The organism is Marinobacter sp. MIT932201 (assembly GCF_047123295.1).
GTDB classification, from domain to species: Bacteria; Pseudomonadota; Gammaproteobacteria; order Pseudomonadales; family Oleiphilaceae; genus Marinobacter; species Marinobacter salsuginis.
In genome coordinates this window covers 2,366,503-2,390,243 of record NZ_CP138917.1, presented here as the reverse complement: position 1 = coordinate 2,390,243, position 23,741 = coordinate 2,366,503, and the positions used below count along the sequence as shown (strand labels likewise).

The 23,741-nt window shown below is 54.9% G+C and carries 20 protein-coding genes and 1 other RNA gene; 13 read left to right on the top strand and 8 right to left on the bottom strand.

The window, feature by feature from the left end:
* Positions 1–19 precede the first annotated feature (19 nt).
* The 8 genes from SIC15_RS10815 to SIC15_RS10780 all read right to left on the bottom strand — a co-directional run bounded on the left by SIC15_RS10815 (position 20) and on the right by SIC15_RS10780 (position 12,095).
* Positions 20–2,026, bottom strand: a complete 2,007-nt coding sequence (locus SIC15_RS10815; RefSeq protein ID WP_412535847.1) for a PA14 domain-containing protein — start codon at positions 2,024–2,026, stop codon at positions 20–22.
* A gap of 127 nt (positions 2,027–2,153) precedes the next feature.
* Positions 2,154–4,832, bottom strand: coding sequence for a tetratricopeptide repeat protein (locus SIC15_RS10810; RefSeq protein ID WP_412535846.1), 2,679 nt, complete (start codon positions 4,830–4,832; stop codon positions 2,154–2,156).
* Between the two features lie 43 nt (positions 4,833–4,875).
* Complete coding sequence (gene prsR, locus SIC15_RS10805; protein WP_412537609.1) at positions 4,876–6,198, bottom strand: PEP-CTERM-box response regulator transcription factor; 1,323 nt, start codon at positions 6,196–6,198, stop codon at positions 4,876–4,878.
* 153 nt (positions 6,199–6,351) lie between these two features.
* Positions 6,352–8,487: an XrtA/PEP-CTERM system histidine kinase PrsK gene (prsK, locus tag SIC15_RS10800; RefSeq protein ID WP_412535845.1), complete on the bottom strand. Its 2,136-nt coding sequence runs from the start codon at positions 8,485–8,487 to the stop codon at positions 6,352–6,354.
* A gap of 124 nt (positions 8,488–8,611) precedes the next feature.
* Positions 8,612–9,247 (bottom strand): DUF642 domain-containing protein, encoded by a 636-nt coding sequence (locus SIC15_RS10795; RefSeq protein WP_412535844.1) that lies wholly within the window; start codon positions 9,245–9,247, stop codon positions 8,612–8,614.
* A gap of 165 nt (positions 9,248–9,412) precedes the next feature.
* A complete protein-coding gene (locus tag SIC15_RS10790; protein WP_069183489.1) occupies positions 9,413–10,360 on the bottom strand; it encodes an SDR family oxidoreductase in 948 nt (315 codons plus the stop codon).
* Positions 10,360–11,175, bottom strand: coding sequence for a lysophospholipid acyltransferase family protein (locus SIC15_RS10785; protein WP_412535843.1), 816 nt, complete (start codon positions 11,173–11,175; stop codon positions 10,360–10,362). The genes SIC15_RS10790 and SIC15_RS10785 overlap by 1 nt, the downstream gene beginning before the upstream one ends.
* Positions 11,172–12,095 carry a D-hexose-6-phosphate mutarotase gene (locus tag SIC15_RS10780; protein ID WP_412535842.1) on the bottom strand — a complete coding sequence of 308 codons (924 nt, stop codon included), beginning with the start codon at positions 12,093–12,095 and terminating at the stop codon, positions 11,172–11,174. Before SIC15_RS10780 ends, SIC15_RS10785 begins: the two co-directional genes overlap by 4 nt.
* Before the next feature lie 132 nt (positions 12,096–12,227).
* Here SIC15_RS10780 and SIC15_RS10775 point away from each other — a divergent pair, with 132 nt between their 5' ends.
* From SIC15_RS10775 to SIC15_RS10715, 13 genes are all read left to right on the top strand, one after another.
* The gene (locus tag SIC15_RS10775) at positions 12,228–12,977 is read left to right on the top strand and encodes a 2OG-Fe(II) oxygenase (protein ID WP_412535841.1); all 750 of its coding nucleotides are present in this window, start codon (positions 12,228–12,230) and stop codon (positions 12,975–12,977) included.
* Between the two features lie 107 nt (positions 12,978–13,084).
* Positions 13,085–13,181: signal recognition particle sRNA small type (ffs, locus tag SIC15_RS10770), an RNA gene on the top strand.
* 166 nt (positions 13,182–13,347) lie between these two features.
* Positions 13,348–15,306 (top strand): DNA polymerase III subunit gamma/tau, encoded by a 1,959-nt coding sequence (gene dnaX, locus SIC15_RS10765; protein ID WP_412535840.1) that lies wholly within the window; start codon positions 13,348–13,350, stop codon positions 15,304–15,306.
* A gap of 3 nt (positions 15,307–15,309) precedes the next feature.
* On the top strand, positions 15,310–15,633 hold the full coding sequence (locus SIC15_RS10760; RefSeq protein WP_053115401.1) for a YbaB/EbfC family nucleoid-associated protein: 324 nt from the start codon (positions 15,310–15,312) through the stop codon (positions 15,631–15,633).
* Between the two features lie 31 nt (positions 15,634–15,664).
* On the top strand, positions 15,665–16,267 hold the full coding sequence (recR, locus tag SIC15_RS10755) for a recombination mediator RecR (RefSeq protein ID WP_209397154.1): 603 nt from the start codon (positions 15,665–15,667) through the stop codon (positions 16,265–16,267).
* Positions 16,268–16,298: 31 nt separating this feature from the next.
* A complete protein-coding gene (locus SIC15_RS10750; RefSeq protein ID WP_412535839.1) occupies positions 16,299–17,456 on the top strand; it encodes a ribonuclease D in 1,158 nt (385 codons plus the stop codon).
* A complete protein-coding gene (locus SIC15_RS10745) occupies positions 17,453–17,746 on the top strand; it encodes a YcgL domain-containing protein (RefSeq protein WP_412535838.1) in 294 nt (97 codons plus the stop codon). Before SIC15_RS10750 ends, SIC15_RS10745 begins: the two co-directional genes overlap by 4 nt.
* A complete protein-coding gene (locus SIC15_RS10740) occupies positions 17,743–18,189 on the top strand; it encodes a YcgN family cysteine cluster protein (RefSeq protein ID WP_412535837.1) in 447 nt (148 codons plus the stop codon). Before SIC15_RS10745 ends, SIC15_RS10740 begins: the two co-directional genes overlap by 4 nt.
* Positions 18,189–18,533: a hypothetical protein gene (locus SIC15_RS10735; RefSeq protein WP_069183498.1), complete on the top strand. Its 345-nt coding sequence runs from the start codon at positions 18,189–18,191 to the stop codon at positions 18,531–18,533. Before SIC15_RS10740 ends, SIC15_RS10735 begins: the two co-directional genes overlap by 1 nt.
* A gap of 38 nt (positions 18,534–18,571) precedes the next feature.
* Positions 18,572–20,773, top strand: coding sequence for a VWA domain-containing protein (locus SIC15_RS10730; protein ID WP_412535836.1), 2,202 nt, complete (start codon positions 18,572–18,574; stop codon positions 20,771–20,773).
* A gap of 17 nt (positions 20,774–20,790) precedes the next feature.
* Entirely contained in the window at positions 20,791–21,633 is an 843-nt protein-coding gene (locus SIC15_RS10725; protein ID WP_069183500.1) for an AAA family ATPase, read from the top strand.
* A gap of 34 nt (positions 21,634–21,667) precedes the next feature.
* On the top strand, positions 21,668–22,846 hold the full coding sequence (locus SIC15_RS10720) for a vWA domain-containing protein (RefSeq protein WP_412535835.1): 1,179 nt from the start codon (positions 21,668–21,670) through the stop codon (positions 22,844–22,846).
* A 345-nt stretch (positions 22,847–23,191) separates the two neighbouring features.
* A complete protein-coding gene (locus SIC15_RS10715) occupies positions 23,192–23,740 on the top strand; it encodes an AraC family transcriptional regulator (RefSeq protein WP_412535834.1) in 549 nt (182 codons plus the stop codon).
* Position 23,741: the final 1 nt, after the last annotated feature.

Sequence of the window (23,741 nt, the reverse complement as noted above, 5' to 3'; positions counted from 1 at the left end):
TGGCTCTCACCAACAAATATCAGTTAATTTGAGTCGAAACCGGGCTGGATGGCGGGCTGGAAAGACCGTCGGTGTCCACGACCTGAATTGTGAAATACCATGTGCCTGAAGCGAGACCCTCGAACGTGAAGGAGGTTTGCTCACCGCTAACGTCCTGAGACTGCTGCAGACTGTTTACATCCTGGCCATAGTTAATTGTGTAGAAATCGATCTCGCTGAGTGCGATAGAGCTTCCATCCATTCTGGTTAGCGGTGCGGTCCAGGTTAGTGTTACAGAACCATCCGCCGGGGGGGCAGGCTCGGTAGGCGCTGGTTCAGTGGGAGCGGTGCCTGTTTCGCTGCCCTCTTCGCCAGTTGTGGGGTCACCATCGGTTTCAACGGTTTCCAGGGTGTACGGATCTACACTGGTTTGGTAGGCCTGCAGATTAGAGATTCCTTGCACGTTGTTAATCACATCACCATCCGCCACCCAGGCACTAAGTCCTTGGCGTAACTCCCAGGTATCCGGAATACCGTCACCGTCGGTATCTAGCTCGTTACGGGTAGATGGGTCCGGAGTGGTTATTGTTGCTGCGGTCGAAATGGTCTCTCCAGTTGTCAGGTTGGTTGCTGAATATTCGGCAACCGCGCTGCCGGATCCTTCGAAATATTCAATGGTTAGATTCAGGCCTTCTCCAGCGGTCAAAGACCGGTCGTAAGTGAACGTGGTCGTTGGATGGGATGTCCAGTCGTCGATGACCAGTTCGCCATTAGCGTATAACCTGACACCATCGTTGGTGCTCACAGTAAAACGGTATTGATTGGAGCCTGATCCGTGGGGTGCGGTAAAAACGCCGTTCCAGCGGATGCTGAATTGATCGTCCGGCAGGTCCGGATGAGGTTGACCGCGCGCCCAATCGAAATTCACCGTTTCATGTATCTCAGTCAGGACAAAGCGATCAAACGAAGTGCCTTTAAAGAACTGTGCACCGAACCCGGCAATATAGGCGGGCCCTTCTGGAGCAGGTGTGTTATCTGGATCGTTTAAGGCTGTTCCTGCCAAGTGTTCTTCCAGATTGGTGTAACCGTCGGCGTCAAGATCTTGATTCGCATCGGCCGGGTCTAGCGGGTCTAATCCGTAGGCGTACTCGGCACCGTCTGGGATCCCATCACCGTCAGAATCGGGAGTATTCTCGCTGGTACCCAGCAGAAACTCGTCGGCTGCTGACAGAAGATCGCCGTCAGGGTCCGAGGAAGCATCGGAGGCGTTACTTGGATCGAGGCCATTGACAACCTCCCAGTTGTCATAGAGCCCGTCACCATCGCTGTCGAGTGGCGGATACAGTTGATTGAATGTCAGCGCCTCTGAGCCATCGAGATACCCGACGCGATAACCCAGCGAGTATGCTTCCTCAGTACTCAGATCCTGCGGTTCTGTGACTCGTGCGTAAGAATATAGATACGCGCCATCAATTACCCGTTGAGAAATATTTGGGCCTTCCCAGGCGACACCGAAATGGTCTCCGCCTACGCCTTCCTGGTGTCGAATTTCGAAGTAATATTTTTCACCGGAAACCAGGGGTATGGATGCAGATGTCTGGGAGCTGTATTTGGTGTAGTCACCTGGACTACTCCAGCCGGTAACTGAGGCAATCATGTCAGCCTGAGTCGGGTCCTCAGACGTACTCAACCAGAGCTGCGTCTCGTCGTCACCCGCAACGAAAAAACGATAGTTGCCGTCCGAGGGTGGTTGAATATACCCCCGTGTCAGGGAGCCATAATTGTCGGCACGATCCGTCGGCGTTTGAAGGCTGTTCAGCTCGACAATGCTATCAGGGTTGTCTGGAAATTTTTCGGCGCTTCGGACGTCTTCTACCTTTGTCCCTGTGATTCCTTCGTAATACCAGACCTCCACAACCCCGGGCTGGCTGGTATCCGGCAGCGATGCCGTTGGCGGCAACTGATCTATGTTATCGAGTTGCCAGCTCTGGCAGCCGGTGACAAGGACGATTGCGCTTCCAAGACTTAAAATCCTGCAGACAGACATACGTCACCTACCTTCCTGGCTAAATGAGTCAGTCTGTTAAGTATTGTTGCGGGGAGAACCGGCTGCCACCAGATTGTTGGATCGTTTTAGTATTGTGGCAGCCGTTTTATATCGGAACTTTCTTAAACTACAGCTTTTCCATTAGCGCTTTCGCTTTTTCATCCTGGCCGGTAGCTCTGTACGCTTCTACCAGGTGCTGTGCGATATCAACTGCGTCAGGTTCCAGTTCACGTGCTTTTTCAAGTAGTGGTACGCTTTTTTCGGCCTGACCGCTATTAAATAAAATCCAGCCGTAGGTGTCGGCGATCGCACCGGATCGGGGGTTAAGCTCATATGCGCGTCTAGCGAGCTCTACGGCACGCTGGTCGTCATTTTGATGATAAAGCCAAGCCAGGTTGTTTAATGCGATTACATTGTCATTTGTCAGGTTCAGTACCCGTTCATATACATCGATTGCTCTTGATCCCTGTTCACTTGACTGATAAAGCATGGCCAGGTTAAGCAACAGTTTGGGATCATCCGGAAACAAATCTAGAGACTGTTCGAGAGATTCAATGGCCCTCGTAGTCTGCCCAGCCTTTTGTAGCTCCAGAGCGTAAGCCAGTTCATTGCTTGCTGTGCGCTCTTTGGCAAGCGCCAGTTGCACCATTTCCGCTGCTTCACGATGCTTGCCCAGAGATGCAAGGTAAGTTGCTTCAACCATAAACGGTCGGGCGGATTCAGGATGCTCGATTTTGACTTCGTGGAGGATGCTTCTGGCCTCGCTGTCGTTACCCTCGCGGAAGGCCATTGCGGCGGATTGAAGTGCAATGTCTTCGTTCGACGGGAACAGGATGCGACCCCGCTCAAGAGTTTTAGAGGCCTGACCTATATTTCCTTCTTCAATCTGTCGGACCGCCACGCCGTGATAAATGCCCGCAACTAGAGGAGCTGCAGGCGAGGGAGTGTCTTCACTGCTGCGTTGCAGTAGGGCGGCTGTAAGTTGATCGGCTTCTCCGCTGTTACCTTTATGAAGAGCAACCTCTAAGAGTACGGCTTGGGGCCCATGAGCGCTGGGTTCTTTGTCCAGGATTTTGCGCATGAACTTTACTGCTTCATCCTGTTCCATTAACCGACTCACCCCAACCAGAGCTTGCCGGTTGTTCGGCGAAAGCTCTGCAGCCCGTTGGAAATGAATAAGGGCCTCCTCCGGCCGCGACATCTCCAGCTTCAGGTTCGCGGCGGCGATGAGCGGCGCTGCGCTATCTGGCGCTTTGCTGGCGGCTTCTTCAAAATATCGCATAGCTTCGGTATGGTCGCCTTCCCGAGCCGCAAGCTGACCCCGCGTAATTAGGGCGTTTAGGTTGTCGGGGTGCTCTTTGAGCCAGGAGTTGGCTGATTCCAAGCCAGCTGTGGTATCTCCGCTAGCTACGTGCGCCTGTATGATCAGTAGGCGAGCCTGGTCAGCGTAGGTGCTGCTATCGATAAGTTGCTGAGCTTGCGTGATGGCTTCGCTGGTGTCGCCCTGCTGCAATAGGAAACTTGCATAACGAAGTCGTAACTGATGGTTTTCTGGCTGGAGCGAAAGGGCTCGTTGAATGAATTCCCGCCCGGTGCTGATATCGCCGCTCGCTAACGAGGCTATGCCAACGAGTGCAAGAACTTCGGGGTCCTTTTGATCGTTATCTAATTCGCCTAGTGCCTCGCGAGCACCTTCGGAATCTCTTAATTGAAGTCTCGTTGCCGCAAGCAGTTTATTAGCAGTATCCGGTCCACCTTCCTCTACTATGGGTGCCAGCAGTGTCTCAGCTTCTTCAACACGACCTTGTCGAAACCGGACCATTCCTAACATAAGACTGCTTTGTCGGTGACCGGGAGCCTGGGACAATACCTCTTCCAGATAACGACTGGCGGTCTCCATATCACCCTCTTGATAGGCTTTGCTCGCAGCTGTCAGGTTACTTTTGATTGTTCCCGGTGCCGACTTGGCTAATATTTCCTCATAAACGAAAGCCTCTGAAGATTTACCCTGTTCGCGTAAAGTCTGTATGAGGGCAGAAATGGTTTCGTATTTCCGATAAGTCATGACATCAAACTGCCCGATGTCTTCAAGAGCCTTGATGTAGGCGTCTTCGGCATCCTTCCATTGTTTCCGCTCATGAGCTAGCTGCGCTTTCCAAAGCCATAACTCCGCTTCGTCTGGGTCAACTTGCTCTGCTTCTTCAATGAAATGCGCCACCTGGTCTGGTTCATTTCGAACAAAGGCAAGTCGGGACAGGCCAACAAGTGGTAGAGCGGTGGTATTGTCGAGGGATCTTGCCTCATGGTATGCCTGCTCGGCCAGATCAGTATTATTGCTGGCCAAATGAATGCGTCCTCTTAGGAGCGAGGCCTCCAGTTCGATAGCTCTGTCAGGCGAGTCAAGTGAAGTCAACGCCGAAATCGCCCCCTGAAATTGACCTTGCATGAGCATCGCTTCTGCACGTATGAGGGCAGCCTTGTTTGCCTCTGGTGGCGCCAGTGATTCCAGGGGGATATTCGCCAGTAGGCGATCCAGTTGCCGCTCGGCGTTCACCGCATCACCGGCTTTAAGCAGGTTGTCTATGATAACGAAATAGGGAGCAACCTTATCCGGCTGCAGTTCAATCGCACTCCTTGCCTCAATCGTGCTGGCTTTGAGTTCACCTTGGCGTTGAAAAAAACGCGATTGATCCAGATGGCTAAGATACTGGATATCTTCCTGGCTCATTTCATCTTCATTGCTACAACCGGTCAGACCTATAACCAGAGAGACAATAACTAAGCATGCAACTGCAGTGGACTTCATGGTCTGTTCCTTTTCATCGATACTCGTTCGCCTGCGTCCGTTTTCAGGCGCTGGGGGCCTCGGCGGAGGTGTCTATTTTGTATTTATCGGTAAGGTTATAAAGTGTTGGTCGAGTAACGCCCAAAAGTCGCGAGGCCCTTGCCATGTTATAGTTGCATGAGCTCAGCGCTTGAACGATCGCCCGGCGCTCTGCGTTCTCCCTGACCTGCCTCAGGTTCAATTGAGAAGTTTCAGGGAAGCCTTCACAAGGTAGTTCGAGGTCTTCCGCAGTGACCCGCTTGCCATCAGCCATAATGGTTGCCCGTTTAACCTTATTTATCATCTCTCGGACATTGCCAGGCCAAGCGTAATTATTAATGGCTTTTATGGCATCTTCGTTGAAGGACAGATTTGGGCGGTCCATCTCTTTGCCCAGTGATTTTAGTAGCGATCGAGCTATGACCAGCGCATCACCCTCTCGCTCGCGCACGGCAGGAACATCGAGGGTGATTTCACTAATTCTGTAGTAAAGATCTTCGCGAAACTCACCGCTCTCTATGAGTTGCCTGACGTCCCGATGGGTAGCGCAAACCACCCGAACATCCACCGGAATGGGAGTAACTGAACCGACTCTGTCAACAACACGCTCTTGTAGGAAGCGCAGCAACTTGGCTTGAAGTGCCATGGGCATATCACCAATTTCATCAAGAAAAAGGGTACCCCCATTGGCGCTTTCGATCTTGCCTTTTTTAGACTGGGTCGCACCAGTGAATGCACCTTTTTCATATCCGAATAGCTCGCTTTCCAAAAGGTTCTCCGGGATCGCGGCGCAGTTGATGGCGGCAAAGGGCTTGCAGGATCGGTGACTCAAATTATGAATGGCACGGGCAAGCAGTTCCTTGCCAGTTCCGGTTTCCCCGGTAACCAGGGTGGTGACGTCGGTAGGTGCCACTTTCTCGAGGGTACGGCAGATGGCGAGCATCTGAGGGCTTGCCCCAACAATACCTTTAATATTGGTCCCGTTTTGATGAAAGGCCAGGTCCCGGTTTTCTCTTTCCAGTTCCGCCAGCCGGAATGCACGGTTAACCACAAAAGTCAGGATATCGGCGTCCAGCGGCTTTTGGTAAAAGTCTGAAGCACCCATCCCGATTGCCTTGACCGCATTCTCCTTGTCCTCTCGCCCTGTCACAACGATGACTTTAGTCATGGGTGTTAGGCGAAGGATTTCTTCAAGCAGGCTAAAACCTTCTGATGCCCCGCCAGGATCAGGGGGTAGGCCAAGGTCGAGGGTTACAACTTCGGGCTCTGTGCGCCTCAGGGCTGCGAGCGCAGAATCTCTGTCGGAGGCAACAGTCACTTCCAGATCCTCACTGAAACACCAGCGCATCTGGCTCTGAAGGCCAGGATCATCCTCTACAATCAAGAGTCTTCTAGTCACGACAGCAGTAAATCCTTTTTTTAAATATGGTTCCTACCATGATTCTTAACTGAACATTGACACTTTGCAATGGTGGTTTTCGAAGATTCGCTCCGGCGCCGATTAATTGGCATTTTCCTGGGCCGCATCAATCTCTGTAATTGGCGTCAAGGACGAATTACCGATGAGAGTCAGGCTTTCAACTGCCAACGGTATCCTTACTGAAAAACAGGAGCCGATCCCCGGCTCACTGGTTACGTCGATACTACCTGCCAGCCTCTGAATGTACTCCCGGGCCTGATAGGCGCCAATGCCCATCCCGGTCAGGCCTTTCGTGCTCTCGAAGGGCTTGAACAGTTGCGCACTGATAAATTCTTCGGTCATTCCACATCCGGTATCTTGTATAAACAGCGCTGCGTTGCCTTTTGCGATTTTGAGAGTCAGAACGATTTCGCCATCCGGCGGCGTGGCATCTTGTGCATTCTGGATAAGGTGTCCCAGAACGCTACGCAGTTGCTCAGCGTCCGCGTTGATCATTGCATCGGGAGGTGTGCCCTCCAGACGTGGTGCGGGAGTCCTATGTTGGTGGTGTGTAACGAGTTCTTTCACAAGCTGGGTGAGATTGATCGTTTCCAGCTTGGAGTCGTCGTCGCTGGATGGCTTGCGAATATGGTCTACCAGATTCGACATTTTGCGCACCGCGTGCTCGGTGGTGTTGATCATGTCATCTATGAATGCCGGGTTGTTTCGGTGCTTGGGGGCGTTTTTCACCAGGAGAGAGAGCTGAGCAATAACCGTTTTCAGGTCGTGCACCAAGAACGCAGACGCTTTGCTCACGGCTTCGAACTGCATCGCTCGCGATAATCGATTTTGCGCATCTGCCTGCGCCAGGAGGTTGCAAGTCTGACGGGCGACAACCTTGATAAGGTCAAAGTTTTCCCAGTTCAATTCAACCCGGGCATAAGGGTTTCCAACGAGCGCCAAGCCGTATAGTTCATTTCCCAGATACAAGGGGATGATCAGCCAGCCATCCGGTGTTTTGGTTATAGCGTCGGGTATTTCCAGCAAGTTATAGCTGACAGGATCGGCCTTATATTCGTGGAGGTCTACAATCCATTCCCGATCACGGAAGAATCGAACCAATTCTGAGTCACTATCAATCATGGTGTATTTGGGCGTTGAAATGTTCACGGCCGCCTTGAGGACGTAATCATCTTTTTCGCCCACTAACCAGATTGCGCCGGCATTGCTTTCAACCAATCCAGCCAGGATTCGGATTACCCGCTGAGGGAGTGGAGGGTCATCGCTGAGGTCTGCCAATTCCCGCGTCATCTTTAACCACTGTTCCCGATAGTCGTATTTGTAATCGAAGAAGTTCTGGCTAATGAGCACCATCAGCTTTGAACGGATGCGCCGGGAGAGGAGAAGTGTTGCCAGGAATGCGAGCGAAATAGTGAAAAAAAGGACCTGAAGGGCATCCCCCCAAACCCCACCTAGCACTCGGACATAGTATCCGCCAAGTGCAAGAAAGAGCAGGTAGCCACCAGCGAATATAAGGGTCCCGGCATAGAAGACGGCGGAACGGGAAAGCTGGAAGTCAACCGGTTGTTTGCGGGTGTTAATAACGTTGACGGCGAACAATGGCGTTAGCAACGCGTTGACAAATCCGCGTGCGTTCCAGAAGGAGTCTGCAATATGCCCGAAGAGCAGAGCATCGGCATACATAAAGAAGTCGAAGCCAAAAATCGTTGCGATTCCAATGCAAATATATTTGATACTGGAACGGCCGAAACTCGGCGAGTTGCGCCAAATTTGCTCGACTAGTGACAAACCTAGAAGGGATAGCGCTATCTGCCCGAGTAGCTTGACTTTTCCACTGGCTATATCAATGTCAATTGTATGTTCGACGATGCCAATACTAAGCAATACAAAGATTAAAACACCGGCACAAGCTCCGAGTATTTTTTTGAGATTCCCGGTTAGCTGTTGTTCTTTGAGGCCGTCTTTCAAGAGAACGAAAAGTAGGTAAATCCAGCTGGCGTCGCGAGAGAGTTCTACAAGGTAGCGAAAGTTAAATCCTGGGTGGCCCCACAGACTTTGGCTGACAAGAGTCAGTGCCCATACCGATGTCATAACTGAAGCGAGGGTCAGGGCACGATCCACCCCGCGTCTTAGATACCGCGTCGCTACCAAAACTCCAAGTAGCCCGAACGTAACCGCAGCGAGTGAGTAGCTGAGTACGTCCATGTTACTGAACATTTGCTATAGCCTCGAAATCGCAAATCCCTCAGCAGAGAATAGCCGTGTTTTTGATACCAGGTAACCTTAACATGAAAGGGCCGGCGGCAGTTGGCCGCTGGCCCTATGTGAGATGCCTGAGGGATTAGTTCCGACGTCTGCGGAAAACCCCCAGGCCTGCCAGACCCAGACTGAGCAGCGCCAGGGTTCCGGGCTCAGGGACCCTGGCGACAATAGAAACATTGTCAATGAAGTTGCCAAGGGTTTCGGTTTCCGGATCGACAGAGGTGAACATCAGCCTGGTGAGTTCTTCTTGTGCCGTAAACATGCCAGAGTAGATAGTCCACTCGCCGGTATTGGTATTGAGAACCTGCTCATCCAGGTTGGCCACAGAGACGTTGAAGGATTCCTGCCCATTTCTGGCTCTGTACGCGAAGCTCAGGTTATAGCTCTCGCCAATCGTAGTGACTACATCCTGAAAAAGGGTGAACGCGTTTCCGGTTTCAGGGTGGGCATTGAGCTCAGCGAACTGCTGACCATCTGCTGCAGTTACGCCATTGAAACCTGAGTTCCAGATTTCAATGTTATTGTCTTCGCTGCCCCAGCCGGGGACCGGGTTAGGGTTGAGGTTCGGGTTGAAAAAACCCCAACCACCACCTGCCTGTGTCAGTTCGGGCGATTCCTCAAAACTTCCATTTGTCAGAAGGTTGGCCGATGCAATGGGAGAAAGCATTAATGCAGTCAGGCCAACTGCAGCTCCCAAACTCTTCATTTTGACCATGGTATTCCCTTCCTTTCGAGTAAGAATGTATGGGAATTAGCACGCATGGAATGTTCCAGGTTTCTAAGAGCTTGTTTTTTGTCTCAAATATAGAATCGTTTTATCGCGAGGTGTAAAAAAACATGACACAATGAGTTCGTTGGCTAGCGTGTTTGTTTCGATTCGCTAAACCGGCCTCTTATTCTCCCGATAAAACCGGAAAATCTCCTTCAGCGGCCTCTTGGGCTCAAACCCGAACTCCTTCACAAACGCCCGCCCGTCAATCACCACCGGATACTTGAAGAACGCCATCAGGTAAGACGGAAAGCTCTTGAGCTTCAGCGTGCCGAGTATCATCTTTGGAACCATCGGCGGAATGGAAGGCACAGGAATCCGTTTGCAGCCACAGAGCTTCAACGCGTGCTGGTACGCTACCCAGTCCTGCGGTGCGACGTTGTACACGCCACGTGTCGGTTTTTTATACGCCAGTACAATCGCATCGGCCATGTCATCAATATGGATGAACTGCATCATGGGGGAAAAGCCCGCCAACACTGGTGCCCGTTCACTGGCCAGCAGGGTGCTGATGGTATTGCGCACGCCCGGGCCCACGATGTTGCAGGGCCGCAGGATGGTGATGTTCAGTTCCGGGTAGCGCCACAGGTAGATGTTGGCAAGGTTTTCCAGCTCAACCGAGTCGATCAGGTCGGCACTGAGCCCCGCACTTTTCAACGGGGCAGATTCATCAATGAGTGCCGGGTTGTAGGCCACGGCGCCGTATACGTGGAAGGTTGAGAGCACCACCACCCGTTTGATGCCGTACTTGTGGCTCAGGTCCAGGAGTTTCTGGGTGCCCAGCACGTTGGCGTTGTAGCGGCGCATACGGGTGAGCTGGCTGGACATAATCCGGCCCATGTGGATCACGCCATCAAACTGGTAGCGCCGGAACAGATCCTCGAAAACCCTTTTGTTGAAATCGATACAGTAGCTGGGAATGTCGTCGCCCAGGTAGACCTGTTCCCGAAAATCCACGGCGACCAGGTCGCAGGTGTCGCGGAGTTGCTCAATAACCTGTTGGGCAAGGGCGCCGGCGGCACCGGTAATCAGAATGTGCGGTCTGCGTTGTTCGGTCATCAGAAAAGCCTTTTCCTTTCGCTCAGTCCCTTGTCGATCAACCGGCTGATTTCCGCTTTCACCTTCTCCACGCGCTCGGTGACCTGTTCTTCAGGGATTTCCAGATCGTCAAAGTACATCGGGGCTCCGAAATTCAGGTGTACCTTTGCCGGTAGCACCACGGGCATGGCGACCGGGGCGTAAGGGATGCCCAGAGCCTTTGCCAGGGGCTTGATGTTGGCGATGGCCGGGATGGTTTCCTCACAACCAACCACACCCACGGGCACTATTGGGGCTTTGTATTTCATGGCGAGGTGCATGAAGCCGTTGCCGAAACGCTTGAGCTGGTAGCGGTCCTGGTAAAGTTTTCCGGAGCCGCGCACGCCCTCCGGGAACACGATGACCGCTTCATTGTTGGCGAGCATCTTGGCGCAGTTGACCGGGTCTCCAAGAACTGCGCCTACTTCATTCAGCAGGTTTCCCAGCCAGGGCACAGTCGGGAAGAAGCGCTCAATCATTGCTCTTGGAATGCGGGCATCTTTTTCCCGGGAGGCGAGAGCGTAACCGATCAGCAAGCCATCAATGGGTAATTGCCCGCTGTGATTGGCAATAATCAGCACCGGACCCTCGGCGGGAATGTTCTCGACGCCGTGCGCCTGCACCCGAAAGTATTTTTCGTAGATCTGTTTGGTAATCGAAAGCCCGTATTTGATGGCTTCGTTGTTATAGCCCCAGGGATCGTAGCCCAGGCTGCCGATGGGTTTGCGGATGCGGTTGATATGTTCGTCCAGCTCCGCGGGAACCAGTCGGGTTTTCAGAAATGATGCCAGGCTCATGATTTCCTTCCGATGAATACGCCTAATGTGTGGCTTTGTCCTTCATTTAGCACCCGATAGTCGCTGGCGGCATTGGCGGTTTCGACGCACAGCATGGACTGCCAGGCCGTATCCGGAAAGTCCGACAGTGTTGCCGCTTTCGCCGGCCCCGGGTTCCATACGACGGTCGAATCGCTACCCACCGAGGTCAGTTTTCGGCCGGTTCGGGGCGTGACGATGGTCAGGGGCTCGCCGCTCTCATAGATCCGGTCCGTCTCGCCGTCAAAATACACTGGGCCTTCCTGGTTACGGTATTCCCAGTTATCCAGGGTGTCGATGTACTGGCTGTTTCCGAGGCCCAGTACTCGTGTGCGGCTTATGTCACTCGTTGGCAGATAAGTATGGAGTGCCTGGGTAAACGCGAGGGGGTCTTTCCCCAGATTCGTCGTGGTCAGAGCCAGCTGGCAACCCCGAATAGAAAAGCTGAACGTAAACAGCGCAAGTGCGTGGCCGACCCAGACATCACTGAAGTCCTCGTTGGCATCCAGAGACAGACTGATTTCCACTTCGTGCGCGTTCTCCCGGACATCCTCCAGTTTCCAGAGTGCGGTTCTGGCAAAGCCGTGGGCTTTGTCGGTATGGATCCGCTTTCGGACTTCAGGCGCATTGCGGGCAGGATTCCCGAACCAGGGCCAGCAGACTGGAATGCCGCCCCGGATGGCGCGACCAGGTTCGTAGCGTGCGGATGGGCTCATCCACAGCCAATCGGACTCATCTTGGGGCTTGAAGCTTGCCAGGTGGGCTCCCTGGAGAAACAGGGTTGCCTGAAACAGAGGGTGATGTACCTCGAGGGCTTCCAGTTGCCCGATCGTTTTCCAGCGCGTGAAGGACCACTGGCCCGGCGATAGTGAGAGCGGTGGGCTGTTACTGCTTTCTGACATGATTATCTGCTAATGGGAATCTGCTGAGTGAAACCGGTTAAGTGTATTTGCCTACACAGAGAGTAAATTAAAACTGCCGCTCCGGCGAGAATTGCGCCTAAAATACGCTCAAATTAAGCACGAGGCCCGACGATGGAAACGCCGGTAATAGTCCCAATCAACGATCCCGTGAACACCCCCTTGAGTAGCGCATACGATGCGGTGGCAGGCAGTGATGTTCAGTCATCCGACCTTGCGCCGGATCAACGTGAGCTGTTGTCCGAGGAGTGGCTGGACGAACTGGCTTCGGGACTGAGTGAGCATGGTTGGATGTCGCTCGATGTCCGCTCACGGCTGGGAGAAAACCTGTTGGCGGCGCTGAAGCAGGAAGTGCAGATTCTTGATCGCACGGATGCCATGAAAAAAGCCGGTATTGGCCGTGGCAATGATCTGGTGCGTGACCGCTCGGTTCGACGCGACAAGATTGCATGGTTGCAAGGTGTCACAGCACCCCAGGCTGCGTTGTTTGAATTTTTCGAGACGATTCGCCAGGGGTTGAACCAGAGGCTGTTTCTCGGGTTGAAGCGATTTGAAACCCATTACGCGACCTATCACCCTGGTGATTTCTATAAGCGGCACCTGGACAGCTTCCGGGGCAGGGCGTCTCGCGTTGTCAGTCTGGTGTTGTATCTCAACGAAGATTGGCAAGCAGCCGATGGCGGAGCTCTCCAGGTTTTCAATCGCGACAACGATCAGGAAGTTTGCGGAACCCTATTGCCCGAGGCCGGGCGCATGGCTTTGTTCATGAGCGAGGAAATACCGCACGAGGTGTTACCTGCAAACCGCACTCGTTACAGTCTGGCTTGCTGGTTCCGTCAGGACGAGGTGCCCTTGCCCCTCTGATGCCGATACGGGAGGGCGCGCCGATTTGTCATTGTAGTGTGCAAACCCTTTTGCTAATATGCGCGCCGCTTTCAGGGAATTGTTCTGAAACGCCGTTATGGTGGCTCCATTGGTGCCCCCGCAACATGAAACCGTGAACCCGGTCAGGCCCGGAAGGGAGCAGCCGCAGCGGTGGAATTGTGTGCCGGGGTGTCGCTGGTGGAGTCACCCCCAGTTTTCTCTCCCTCTCTCGTTTTTATCTTTCTGATTATCCTTGATTGCCATGAACTTATGTCCGGACCTGGCGTGCCCGTTTCCGAGACCGAGTTTGCTTCTTCTGAAACCTCGTCCGTGCTAAGGTTAAACCCGTTTTCACTGCAGTTGGCGGAACATGAGCTACCAGGTACTTGCCCGTAAATGGCGCCCACGCACCTTCGAGGGTATGGTGGGCCAGGAACACGTGCTCCAGGCGTTGATCCACGCCCTGGAAAGCCAGCGTCTTCATCACGCCTATCTGTTCACGGGTACCCGTGGAGTAGGCAAGACCACCATTGGTCGGCTGCTCGCCCGCTGCCTGAACTGCGAAACCGGCGTCACGCCCAATCCCTGCGGCGAATGCTCCAGTTGCCAGGAAATCCAGGAAGGCCGGTTTGTGGATCTGATCGAGATTGACGCGGCGTCTCGCACCGGCGTGGATGATATGCGGGAACTGACCGATAACGTCCAGTACGCACCCACTCGCGGTCGCTACAAGGTGTACCTCATTGACGAGGTGCACATGCTGACGAATCAGTCCTTCAATGCCTTCCTGAAGACGCTTGAAGAGCCACCGGAACACGTCAAGTTCCTGCTGGCGACGACGGATCCCCAGAAGCTGCCGGTTACGGTGTTGTCCCGGTGCCTGCAATTCAACCTCAAGCGAATGACGCCCGAGCATATCGCTGGCCACCTCCGCCATGTACTGGGTGCCGAGGATATTCCATTTGAGGAGCCGGCCCTGTGGCTGCTGGCCCGGGCTGCCGATGGCAGTATGCGTGATGCCCTGAGCTTGACCGACCAGGCAATCGCTTTCGGTAACCAGAAGCTGTCGGCCAGTGATGTCAGCAACATGCTGGGCACCATTGATCAGCGGGATATTGAGCGCATCGTTGATGCACTCGTTGAGGGCGACGGCCCGGCATTGCTGTCGGAAATCAGCCGGATTTCCGATTTTGCGCCGGATTACAGTGTGATTCTTGCCGATCTGCTGTCGCTCTTCCACCGGGTCACCATGGAGCAGGTGGTTCCGGGCAGTGCCGATAACGCGCTGGGTGATGCCGAGCAAGTCCAGGCCCTGGCTCGCAAGCTCAGTGCCGAGGACGCCCAGCTTTTCTACCAGTCTGCACTGATCGGCCGGAAAGACCTGACCATTACGCCGGATGCACGTATGGGTTTCGAAATGACCCTGCTCCGCATGCTTGCCTTCAGGCCTGGTGCTGATCGGCGAGAGCCGCCCGCTATAAGTTCTGGTGGTCAGTCTGTCGCCTCCGAGCCACGGGATGAGCCCGACCCGGCGCCGAGACCAGAAGCAGAATCAGAACAGCCTGAAACGCAGCAGCCACAGTCTGAGCCGGAGACGGAAGTAGCTGAGGAGCCGGTTCGAGAGGCCAGCCAAGCTCCCGCACAGCCAGAGCCGGAACCCACACCTGAGCCCGAGCCCGAAATGCCGGCCGCCCCGCCTGTTGCGGAGGAGGATGCATCCTGGCTGGCCAGCCTTGATGCCCAGGCCGAGGCAACTGGAGAATATGAAGAAAACTACCCTCTAAGCGATGACGCGCCGGTGACGGAAGAGCCGCCACCTGACGTCGCCGACGAGCCGGTTGATCAGCCTGTGCCGGCTCCGGAGCCCGCGTTTGTGGAGTCGGAGCCAGCGCCCGAACCAGCGATAGAATCAGCAGTTGAGCAAGAGCCTGTGCCGGAGGGCGAATTTGTCTGGCACCGGGATTTCCGGAGTCTGGGCATTGTTGGTATGCCCGGTAATCTCGCCAGTCACGGCGCCATGTCGCGGGATGGGGATGTGATTACCCTGACAATCGACGAGGGCCACGCCCGGCTGCTGAACAGCCGGCACGAGGAAAAGATTCTCGCTGCCTTGAGAAACCGCTTTGGCGACTCCATCCAGTTACGTACCGAGCACGGTAATCCCGGCCCCCATACGCCTGCGGCTTATGAGGAACGCCAGCGGAAGGCCCGCCAGGAAGCGGCGGAGGCGTCCATTCGCCAGGATCCGGTCGTAAAGTCTATTGTTGAACGATTCGAGGCGCGGGTAGTCGAAGAGAGTATCCGACCGGCCGAGACAAGCAGGAGATAAGTTATGATGAACAATATGGGCGATATGATGAAAAAAGCCCAGAAAATGCAGGAAGAGATGCAGAAGGCCCAGGAGGAAATTGCCAAGGCAGAGGTGACTGGCGAAGCCGGTGCCGGTCTGGTCAAGGTTACCATGAATGGCCGCCACGACGTTCGTAAAGTGGACATCGATTCATCGCTGATGTCAGAGGAAAAGGACATCTTGGAAGACCTTCTCGCCGCTGCGGTGAACGATGCCGTTCGCCGCGTTGAGGAAAACCAGAAGGAGAAGATGTCCGGTATGATGTCGGGCATGGGCCTGCCACCCGGCTTCAAAATGCCGTTCTGAATTTTACCCTGCCGTCGTTTGAGGACCTTTCATGGCGTTCAGCCCGCTGGTTGATGAGCTTGTAGAATCCCTTCGTTGCCTGCCCGGTGTTGGTCAGAAAACTGCCCAGCGCATGGCTTTCCATTTGCTCGAGCGTGGCCGCTCGGGCGGCACTCGGCTTTCCGAGGCATTGAGCCAGGCCATGACCGGTGTACGTCGCTGCGAAAGCTGTCAGAACTTTGCGGACACCGAAATCTGCGGCATCTGTGAAAATCCTCAGCGCCGCACCGGGACGCTGTGTGTGGTGGAAAGTCCCTCGGATTTGCTGGCCATCGAGCAGGCGGGTGATTACCGGGGTGGTTATTTTGTCCTGATGGGACACCTGTCGCCCATCGATGGCGTGGGGCCTGAAGAAATCGGCATCGAACGCCTGCTGAAAAGGATCCGCGATGAAGGTGTTACGGAACTGATCCTGGCGACCAACCCGACCGTGGAAGGCGAGGCTACCGCCCACTACATAGCGGATCGTCTTGATGGCCAGGGGATCCTGATTACCCGGCTGGCCCATGGCATTCCGGTGGGTGGCGAGCTGGGCTATGTTGACGGATTTACCCTGACGCACGCATTCCGTGGCCGCAAGCCGCTCTCCGATTGAACCAGAACGAATAACCCTACCAGGCACGTTTATGGATATTTCTGCTCACGCCTCGATGGCTGTTGACGTTCCCCCGGCCCCGGCCAGCATTCATTGGGTCCGGGAGTCGCAGGCGCTGGACCAATGGCTGGATCGCGCACCTGGCAAACCTCTGGCTCTGGACACTGAATTCGAGCGGGTAAACACCTTTTATCCGATTCCGGGCCTCGTTCAGCTGGGACTTGGTGGTGAGTTCTGCCTGGTGGACCCTCCCGTTGCGGAGAAATCCCGACGTTTCCGGGAAATACTGGCAGATCCGGGAACCCCTAAGCTCCTGTACGCCATGAGCGAAGACCTGGAATTGTTCCGCCAGTGGCTCAACATTGAGCCTGCCGGTGTGATAGACCTTCAAATTGGTGCTGCAATGGCCGGAGCCGGGTTTTCCCTCGGTTACGCCAGGCTGGTGGAAACTCTTTTTGGCGAGACGCTGGACAAGTCCGCCACCCGCTCCGACTGGCTGGCAAGACCATTGAGCGACGCCCAGCAACGCTATGCGATCGACGATATCCGTTTTCTGGAGCCGATGTACCAGTGGGTTAGCCAATTATTGCGTGATCGCGGGCTAGAGGCGGCCCTCGTGGAGGAGTCGGCTCGTTTTGCCGATGAGCTGGCAGGGCAGGAAGATCCGGACAACCATTACCTGAAGCTGCGCGGAGGCTGGACGCTTTCTGCCCAGCAGCAGGGGGTGCTCAGAGAACTGGTTCGTTGGCGCGAACTGGAATGTCAGCGGCGGGACCGGCCGAGGAACAGGGTGCTGGCTGACGCTCTACTGATTGCCATTGCGGAAAGGCTGCCCGGTTCACTCAAGGAGCTTTCCAACATTCAGGGTGTCCCTTCCGGCGCTGTCCGCCGATATGGTGAAACCATCCTTGAACTTGTTAGCCGGGGGGCGACCGCGGATAATTCCTCCCTTGAGAGGATCGCGCCACCATTGTCACGGGATCAGCAGGGCTTCTTCAAACAGTTAAAGCGTCTTTTCAGGAAAGCTTCAGAAGATGCTGATATTCCAATGGAATTGCTGGCGCCCAGGAAACGTCTTGAGAAGGTTGTGCAGCATCCTGATCTTACGAAACATGAATTTTTCCAGGGCTGGCGGGCGCAAATTCTCGCGCCGGTTCGCGCTGATATCGAGGAATTGCTGAAGTCATGAAAGAGCGTGAATTCGTTTCCGTTTTCCGCAGCAGCAAGAAGAACGACACCTACCTTTTCGTTCGCCGCGGCCAGAACTGGGAGGACCTTCCAGAGAGCCTCCGGGGTATCTTCGGGCAGCCGGTCCATTCCATGGACCTCGTGCTGACACCTGACCGTAAGCTGGCACGAACCACTGGAAAGCAGGTTCTGGAAGCGATCGACGAGAAGGACTTCTTTCTGCAGATGCCGGAAGAGCAGGAAAGCTATGTGGTGGACTTCAAGCGTAAGCTGGAGCAGCGCAATCAATGATTGCCCAGGTGCCGTTCTGGCAGCGTAAACGCCTGAATGAGATGACGCAGCAGGAATGGGAGTCACTCTGCGACGGTTGCGGCAAGTGTTGTCTGAACAAACTGGAAGACGAGGACACCGGTGAGGTTTACCACACCGACCTTGTCTGCCGTTATATGGACGAGGAAACCTGCCAGTGCACCGTTTATGAAGATCGGCTAAAGAAAGTGCCGGGCTGCACAGTGCTGACACCGGATACCGTCAGCGACTACCATTGGTTGCCATATACCTGCGCCTACCGAACGTTGGCTGAAGACCGGCCGCTGGCCGACTGGCATCCTCTGCGAAGCGGGGATCCGGGCTCCGTACACGAGGCAGGCGTTTCGATTCGCCACAAGGTCATCTTAGAGGACCGCGTGCCGGAAGAAGACTGGGAAGAACACATCATTCACTGGATCCTGTAATGATTGATACTGATGCACAACTGGCCTACGGGATATTCTGGGCCGCCTACGCCATCGCCTTTGTCGTATTCTTTTACATGATGAAGAGCCTTGTGCGTTTCCTTCCGTTTTACGGGGTTCGTACCCTGATTCTTGCCGCCCTGGTGGCCTTGCTGCTTACCCCAGTGGAGTCGCCGGAACTGGCCGGCTGGTGGATTCCGGCCTGGCTGTTTGGCGGTTACGAAATGATTCTCGGCGACGCCGACGCTTCAGGCCGGGCGCTGTTCAATCTCGGTCTGGCTGGATTGGTAATGTTGCTGGTCTGGGTACTGGATCTGGTTCGTTACCGCCTGGTTCGCAAGTAAATCGGGAAAACAATAAAAGGATGGATGCCTTGAGAGAGATGACATCGAGATGGTTGGGCCTGTTCGCGGTTTTTCTCGCGCTCAGCTTGTCTGGCGGGCTTGGCGCCCAGGAGAGCGACGACGTTCAACTGCCAGAACAGTCGGACGTGCGGATCATTGTCGATATCTCGGGTTCCATGAAAGAGACCGATCCGGAGAATCTGCGTCAACCTGCCGTTCGTTTGCTCGCCCGGCTGTTGCCAGAGGGAGCCAGTGCCGGTGTCTGGACGTTCGGACAGTACGTCAACATGCTGGTGCCGCACCAGGAGGTGACCGATACCTGGCGGGATATGGCCATCCAGCGTTCCGCGCAGATCAATTCCGTTGCCCTCAGAACCAACCTTGGCGCGGCTATTGAGACGGCAAGCGATGACTATTTCACGGATGGCGATCTGGGGCAGACCCACTTTATCCTGCTAACTGATGGCAAGGTCGATATCTCCGACGATGCCGCCGCCAATACGGCAGAAGAAAAACGGATTCTGGACACGATTGTGGCGGATCTCATCGAGCGGGGCGCCACGTTTCACCCTGTAGCCCTGTCAGAGGCTGCCGATACTGACTTTCTGAAGGCGTTGGCGACGGAATCCGGTGGCCGTTTCCAGGTGGCCGATACGGCGGATGCACTGAACCTGGCGTTTCTCCAGGCCCTGAACACCGCGGTACCCCAGGAGCAGATTCCGATTGAGGGCAACGGTTTCACTGTAGACGAGGGCGTCAGTGAATTTACCGCCCTGATTTTCTGGGGCGAGTCCGAGACCTCCGCAACACGGGAGCTTGCCCTGGTGCGCCCGGATGAGCAGACCGTCAATCTTTCTGAATTTCCCGATAATGTCCGCTGGGCCAGGGAAGCGGGCTATGACCTGATCACGGTCAATGAGCCGTTGGCCGGGCAATGGCGTATCAATGGCGAGCTGGGCGAGGGCAGCCGGGTAACGGTGGTCAGCGATCTCAGGATGGTGGTTAATCCACTACCACCGTCGTTTACCGCAGAGGACCCGCTGAACATCCGGGTTGGTTTTTTCGAGGAAGGGGAGAAAATCACCAATCCTGATTTTCTGGGTGTGATTGAGGTCAGCCTCAGTATCACCTCGGAAGATGGCCGGAGCGGAACCAAAGTATTGTCTGGTGAACAGCCGCCAGAAGATGGCACCTATCGGGATACGGTGAGTCGATTGCCGGCCGCTGGCCTCTACACTTTTGATGTCGTTGCCGACGGCCAGACCTTCAGCCGCAAGTTCAGTGCGACTGTCGGGTTCACGGTACCTGAAGGGACGGAACCTGCCGATCAGCCATTTGAACAGGTGGAGCCCGAGGTAATTGAATCGGAGCCCGCCTCCGAGCAATCTGAGCCGGAGCCGCCCGTATCCGAGCCGGAGCAATCCGAGCCTGAACCTGCGATTTCATCGCCCATTGATGTGAGCCAGGCAGAGGAGCCGGTGACGCCGTCGGCACCGGAGCCCGCGCCGGCGCCTGAGGGGCCGGAAGAAACGGAAACCGGCTTTGCAGTACCCTTGTGGATGATCGCAGCAGCTGGCGGTGGTGTGGTTCTGATCGGAGGCCTGGTGTGGTTTGCACTTCGCCAGCGGAAGCAACGCCAGCAGGAGCAGGCAGAGGCCGCCGCAGAACGAGAAACGCTTGAGGATCTGCAGGAAGAGCCTCAACCGGAGCCTGTGCCGGAGGCCAGCGTCGATGCAGAGGACAATCTCCAGCAAGAGGAGAGCCCTCAGCCAGAAGAAAGACCTCAGCCAGAAGAAAGCCTTGAGCCGGAAGAAAGCCCTCAGCTGGAAGAGGATGCCGAAATCGAGGAGATTCCGGAGGTCACCGAGGAGGCGCCAGAAGATGATATGTCCGAGCTGGAAGCCGTGATTGATGAGCATGAGGCCACTCTGAAAGCGGAAGATGAAGCGCTTTCTGAATCCGGGATGGAATCGGCCGATGACCTGGAAGAGGACATTCCAGTGGCCGATACTCCGGTGGAAGAAGAGCCTGCAGAGACGGATGAGGATATCCCTGAGTTGGAGGATGTCGCCGATCCGTCCGACGCTGATGAGCCGGAAGAAGATGACGAGGAAGAGTTCGGGCTTGAGGATTTCGATTTGTCCGAGTTCGACGATTTACCCGATTATGATCAGGATGAGTCCGGATTGCCCGAAGACGATCCAAAGAAAAAGCCTGATCAGAAAGACCAGAAAAAGTAACCAACAGGAACCAGAGCATGAAGTTTACCGGTACCGAGAAGTACGTAGCCACCGATGACCTGCAAATGGCCGTCAACGCAGCAATTGCGCTTCAGCGTCCGCTGTTGATCAAAGGCGAGCCGGGCACCGGGAAAACCCTGCTGGCGGAGGAAATGGCCGCCGGCCTGGGCATGAAGCTTATTCCCTGGCATATCAAGTCCACCACCAAGGCTCAGCAGGGTCTTTACGAATACGATGCGGTTTCCCGCCTGAGGGACTCCCAACTTGGTGATGAAAAGGTCAAAGACATCAGCAACTACATCGTAAAGGGCAAGCTCTGGGAGGCCTTTGAGGCTGACGAGCAGGTTGTGCTGCTGATCGACGAGATCGACAAGGCGGATATCGAATTCCCCAACGACCTGTTGCTGGAACTCGACCGGATGGAGTTCTTCGTCTACGAGACCCAGCAGTCCGTAAAGGCAAAGAAACGCCCGATCGTGGTGATCACCAGTAACAACGAGAAGGAATTGCCGGATGCCTTCCTGCGCCGGTGTTTCTTCCACTACATCAGCTTCCCGGACCACGACACCATGCAGAATATCGTGGACGTACATTTCCCGGGCTTGCAGCAGGAAATCGTTCGCGATGCCCTGGAAGTTTTCTTTGATGTGCGCAAGGTCCCGGGCCTGAAGAAGAAGCCGTCTACCTCGGAGCTGATTGACTGGCTGAAACTGCTGATGGCCGATGAGCTGTCTGCGAAAATGTTGCAGGAGAAGGATACCAGCTCGGCGCTGCCGCCGCTTTACGGGGCCCTGGTGAAGAACGAGCAGGATGTGCACCTGCTGCAGAAGCTCGCTTTCATGGCCCGTCGTCGCAGCTGATTCTCGGCAAGCTCATTGGCAAGAGTCACGTTTTATGTTGATTGATTTTTTTCTTGATGTCCGGCGCGCGAGGGTGCCTGCCAGCCTGAGAGAGTTTCTGGATCTTCTGGAAGCCCTGCAGAAGCGGCTTGCCTTTGCGGATATGGAGGAGTTCTATTACCTGTCCCGTCTTTGCCTCGTCAAGGACGAGCGCCACTTCGACAAGTTTGACCGTGCCTTCCAGGCTTACTTTGAAGGTATCGAGAACCTCGACGACTTGCTGGAAGCCCTGATTCCTGACGACTGGTTGCGGGCCGAGTTCGAGAAGCACCTGTCTGAGGAAGAGAAGGCCAAAATCGATTCTCTGGGCGGCCTTGAGGAGTTGATTGAAACCTTCAAAAAGCGGATGGAGGAGCAGCAGGAACGACACGCTGGCGGCAACAAATGGATTGGCACCGGTGGCACCTCACCATTCGGCGCCAACGGATACAACCCGGAGGGTTTCCGGATCGGCCAGAAAAACGGTCGCCACGGCAGGGCAGTGAAAGTCTGGGAAAAGCGCGAGTTCAAGGATCTGGACGACAGCGTGACCCTCGGCATTCGGAATATCAAGGTGGCACTACGCCGGCTACGGAAGTTCGCCCGACAGGGCGCGGCGGATCAGCTGGATATGGATGACACCATCCGTTCGACAGCTCGCAATGCCGGCTATCTGGACCTGAAAATGGTGCCTGAACGGCATAACGCGGTGAAAGTGTTGATCTTCTTTGATGTCGGCGGCTCCATGGATCCCCACGTTCGTGTGTGCGAGGAACTGTTCTCGGCCGCGCGGCTGGAGTTCAAGCATATGGAATATTTTTACTTCCACAATTTCATCTATGAGAGTGTCTGGAAGAACAATATCCGCCGAATGAACGAAACCACCAGCACCTGGGACATCCTTCACAAGTACACGCCCGACTACAAAGTGATCTTTGTGGGTGACGCAACGATGGCTCCCTACGAGATCTCCCATCCCGGTGGCTCGATCGAGCACTGGAACGAAGAAGCGGGCGCCACCTGGTTCCAGCGTATCACCGAACATTTTCGGAAGGTTGTTTGGATCAATCCGCTCCCGGAGAGTTACTGGGGCAATGGAGGGTCGTTGGGAATGACCAAGCAACTGGTTAACGACCACATGTACCCGCTAACGGTTGAAGGCCTGGAATCGGCCATGAAGCAACTGAGTAAATAAAAAAAGCCGATGCGGTTGAGGGCATCGGCAAAGCTCGGCATATCAAGCGGGGTTGCCTGAAGGCTTTCCCGCCGCTTTCCAGAGAGCAAATACAGGGCCAGTTGGATTAAAGGCTGTTAAAACAGTCGTTTAAAAATCCAGTTATGCGAATTCCGGGTTCTGATTTTCCTCCCCTCCTGAATACCGTCAAATAACTCGACACTCTTCTCAATTTCGAACTGCCGAACTCGCGTTTTTCATTTGGTGATCTGGATACCGTTCTTGAAGGTTACCAAGTGTTACGCTTTCTGCCGATCTGTTACAGAAGTTTTCATGAGTTACAGAGGCTGCAAGGGCAGGAGGCTTATGTTCGGCACACAACAAACACAAAGGCGCCGGATAGCACATCGAAGGGTAGTGGCCATCGGATCCGTTATTCTTGCATTGCTGACCGCTCCCGCAATACCAGCGGCCGGGCTTGATGAAGAGCTCGAACGCCTGAGCGCCGAGGTCGCCAGTCACTCCGAGCGCGTTTTTGTCCTCGAACAAAAGGTGCTGCACCCAGCCAATACCCGGCTGGCAGTTTTTCTGACACTTCAAAGCCGCGATGCCCTCGATCTCGATTCCGTCGAGCTGTTTGTGAATGGCCAGCCAGTGGCCTCCCACCTGTATTCCGACAGAGAGCGAGCTTCACTTGAACGGGGCGGAATACAGCAGTTGTTCACCGGGAATCTGGCAAACGGCGAGCATGAGTTGAAAACGGTCATTACAGCTCGCTCTGCCGATGATGATTTTGTGCGTCGGGAATCCACGCACCGGTTCAGAAAACGCCCCGGCGTTCTGCGTCTGCAACTAAGCCTTGAAGCCCGGGCTCCCGATTACGAACCCCGGGTTTCTTTCGTGGAGTGGGAGTAGG

Coding starts and splice junctions, on each gene's coding strand:
- SIC15_RS10815 (WP_412535847.1), bottom strand. CDS start 2,026: ATGTCTGTCTGCAGGATTTTAAGTCTTGGAAGCGCAATCGTCCTTGTC.
- SIC15_RS10810 (WP_412535846.1), bottom strand. CDS start 4,832: ATGAAGTCCACTGCAGTTGCATGCTTAGTTATTGTCTCTCTGGTTATA.
- prsR (WP_412537609.1), bottom strand. CDS start 6,198: ATGCGCTGGTGTTTCAGTGAGGATCTGGAAGTGACTGTTGCCTCCGAC.
- prsK (WP_412535845.1), bottom strand. CDS start 8,487: ATGTTCAGTAACATGGACGTACTCAGCTACTCACTCGCTGCGGTTACG.
- SIC15_RS10795 (WP_412535844.1), bottom strand. CDS start 9,247: ATGGTCAAAATGAAGAGTTTGGGAGCTGCAGTTGGCCTGACTGCATTA.
- SIC15_RS10790 (WP_069183489.1), bottom strand. CDS start 10,360: ATGACCGAACAACGCAGACCGCACATTCTGATTACCGGTGCCGCCGGC.
- SIC15_RS10785 (WP_412535843.1), bottom strand. CDS start 11,175: ATGAGCCTGGCATCATTTCTGAAAACCCGACTGGTTCCCGCGGAGCTG.
- SIC15_RS10780 (WP_412535842.1), bottom strand. CDS start 12,095: ATGTCAGAAAGCAGTAACAGCCCACCGCTCTCACTATCGCCGGGCCAG.
- SIC15_RS10775 (WP_412535841.1), top strand. CDS start 12,228: ATGGAAACGCCGGTAATAGTCCCAATCAACGATCCCGTGAACACCCCC.
- dnaX (WP_412535840.1), top strand. CDS start 13,348: ATGAGCTACCAGGTACTTGCCCGTAAATGGCGCCCACGCACCTTCGAG.
- SIC15_RS10760 (WP_053115401.1), top strand. CDS start 15,310: ATGATGAACAATATGGGCGATATGATGAAAAAAGCCCAGAAAATGCAG.
- recR (WP_209397154.1), top strand. CDS start 15,665: ATGGCGTTCAGCCCGCTGGTTGATGAGCTTGTAGAATCCCTTCGTTGC.
- SIC15_RS10750 (WP_412535839.1), top strand. CDS start 16,299: ATGGATATTTCTGCTCACGCCTCGATGGCTGTTGACGTTCCCCCGGCC.
- SIC15_RS10745 (WP_412535838.1), top strand. CDS start 17,453: ATGAAAGAGCGTGAATTCGTTTCCGTTTTCCGCAGCAGCAAGAAGAAC.
- SIC15_RS10740 (WP_412535837.1), top strand. CDS start 17,743: ATGATTGCCCAGGTGCCGTTCTGGCAGCGTAAACGCCTGAATGAGATG.
- SIC15_RS10735 (WP_069183498.1), top strand. CDS start 18,189: ATGATTGATACTGATGCACAACTGGCCTACGGGATATTCTGGGCCGCC.
- SIC15_RS10730 (WP_412535836.1), top strand. CDS start 18,572: ATGACATCGAGATGGTTGGGCCTGTTCGCGGTTTTTCTCGCGCTCAGC.
- SIC15_RS10725 (WP_069183500.1), top strand. CDS start 20,791: ATGAAGTTTACCGGTACCGAGAAGTACGTAGCCACCGATGACCTGCAA.
- SIC15_RS10720 (WP_412535835.1), top strand. CDS start 21,668: ATGTTGATTGATTTTTTTCTTGATGTCCGGCGCGCGAGGGTGCCTGCC.
- SIC15_RS10715 (WP_412535834.1), top strand. CDS start 23,192: ATGTTCGGCACACAACAAACACAAAGGCGCCGGATAGCACATCGAAGG.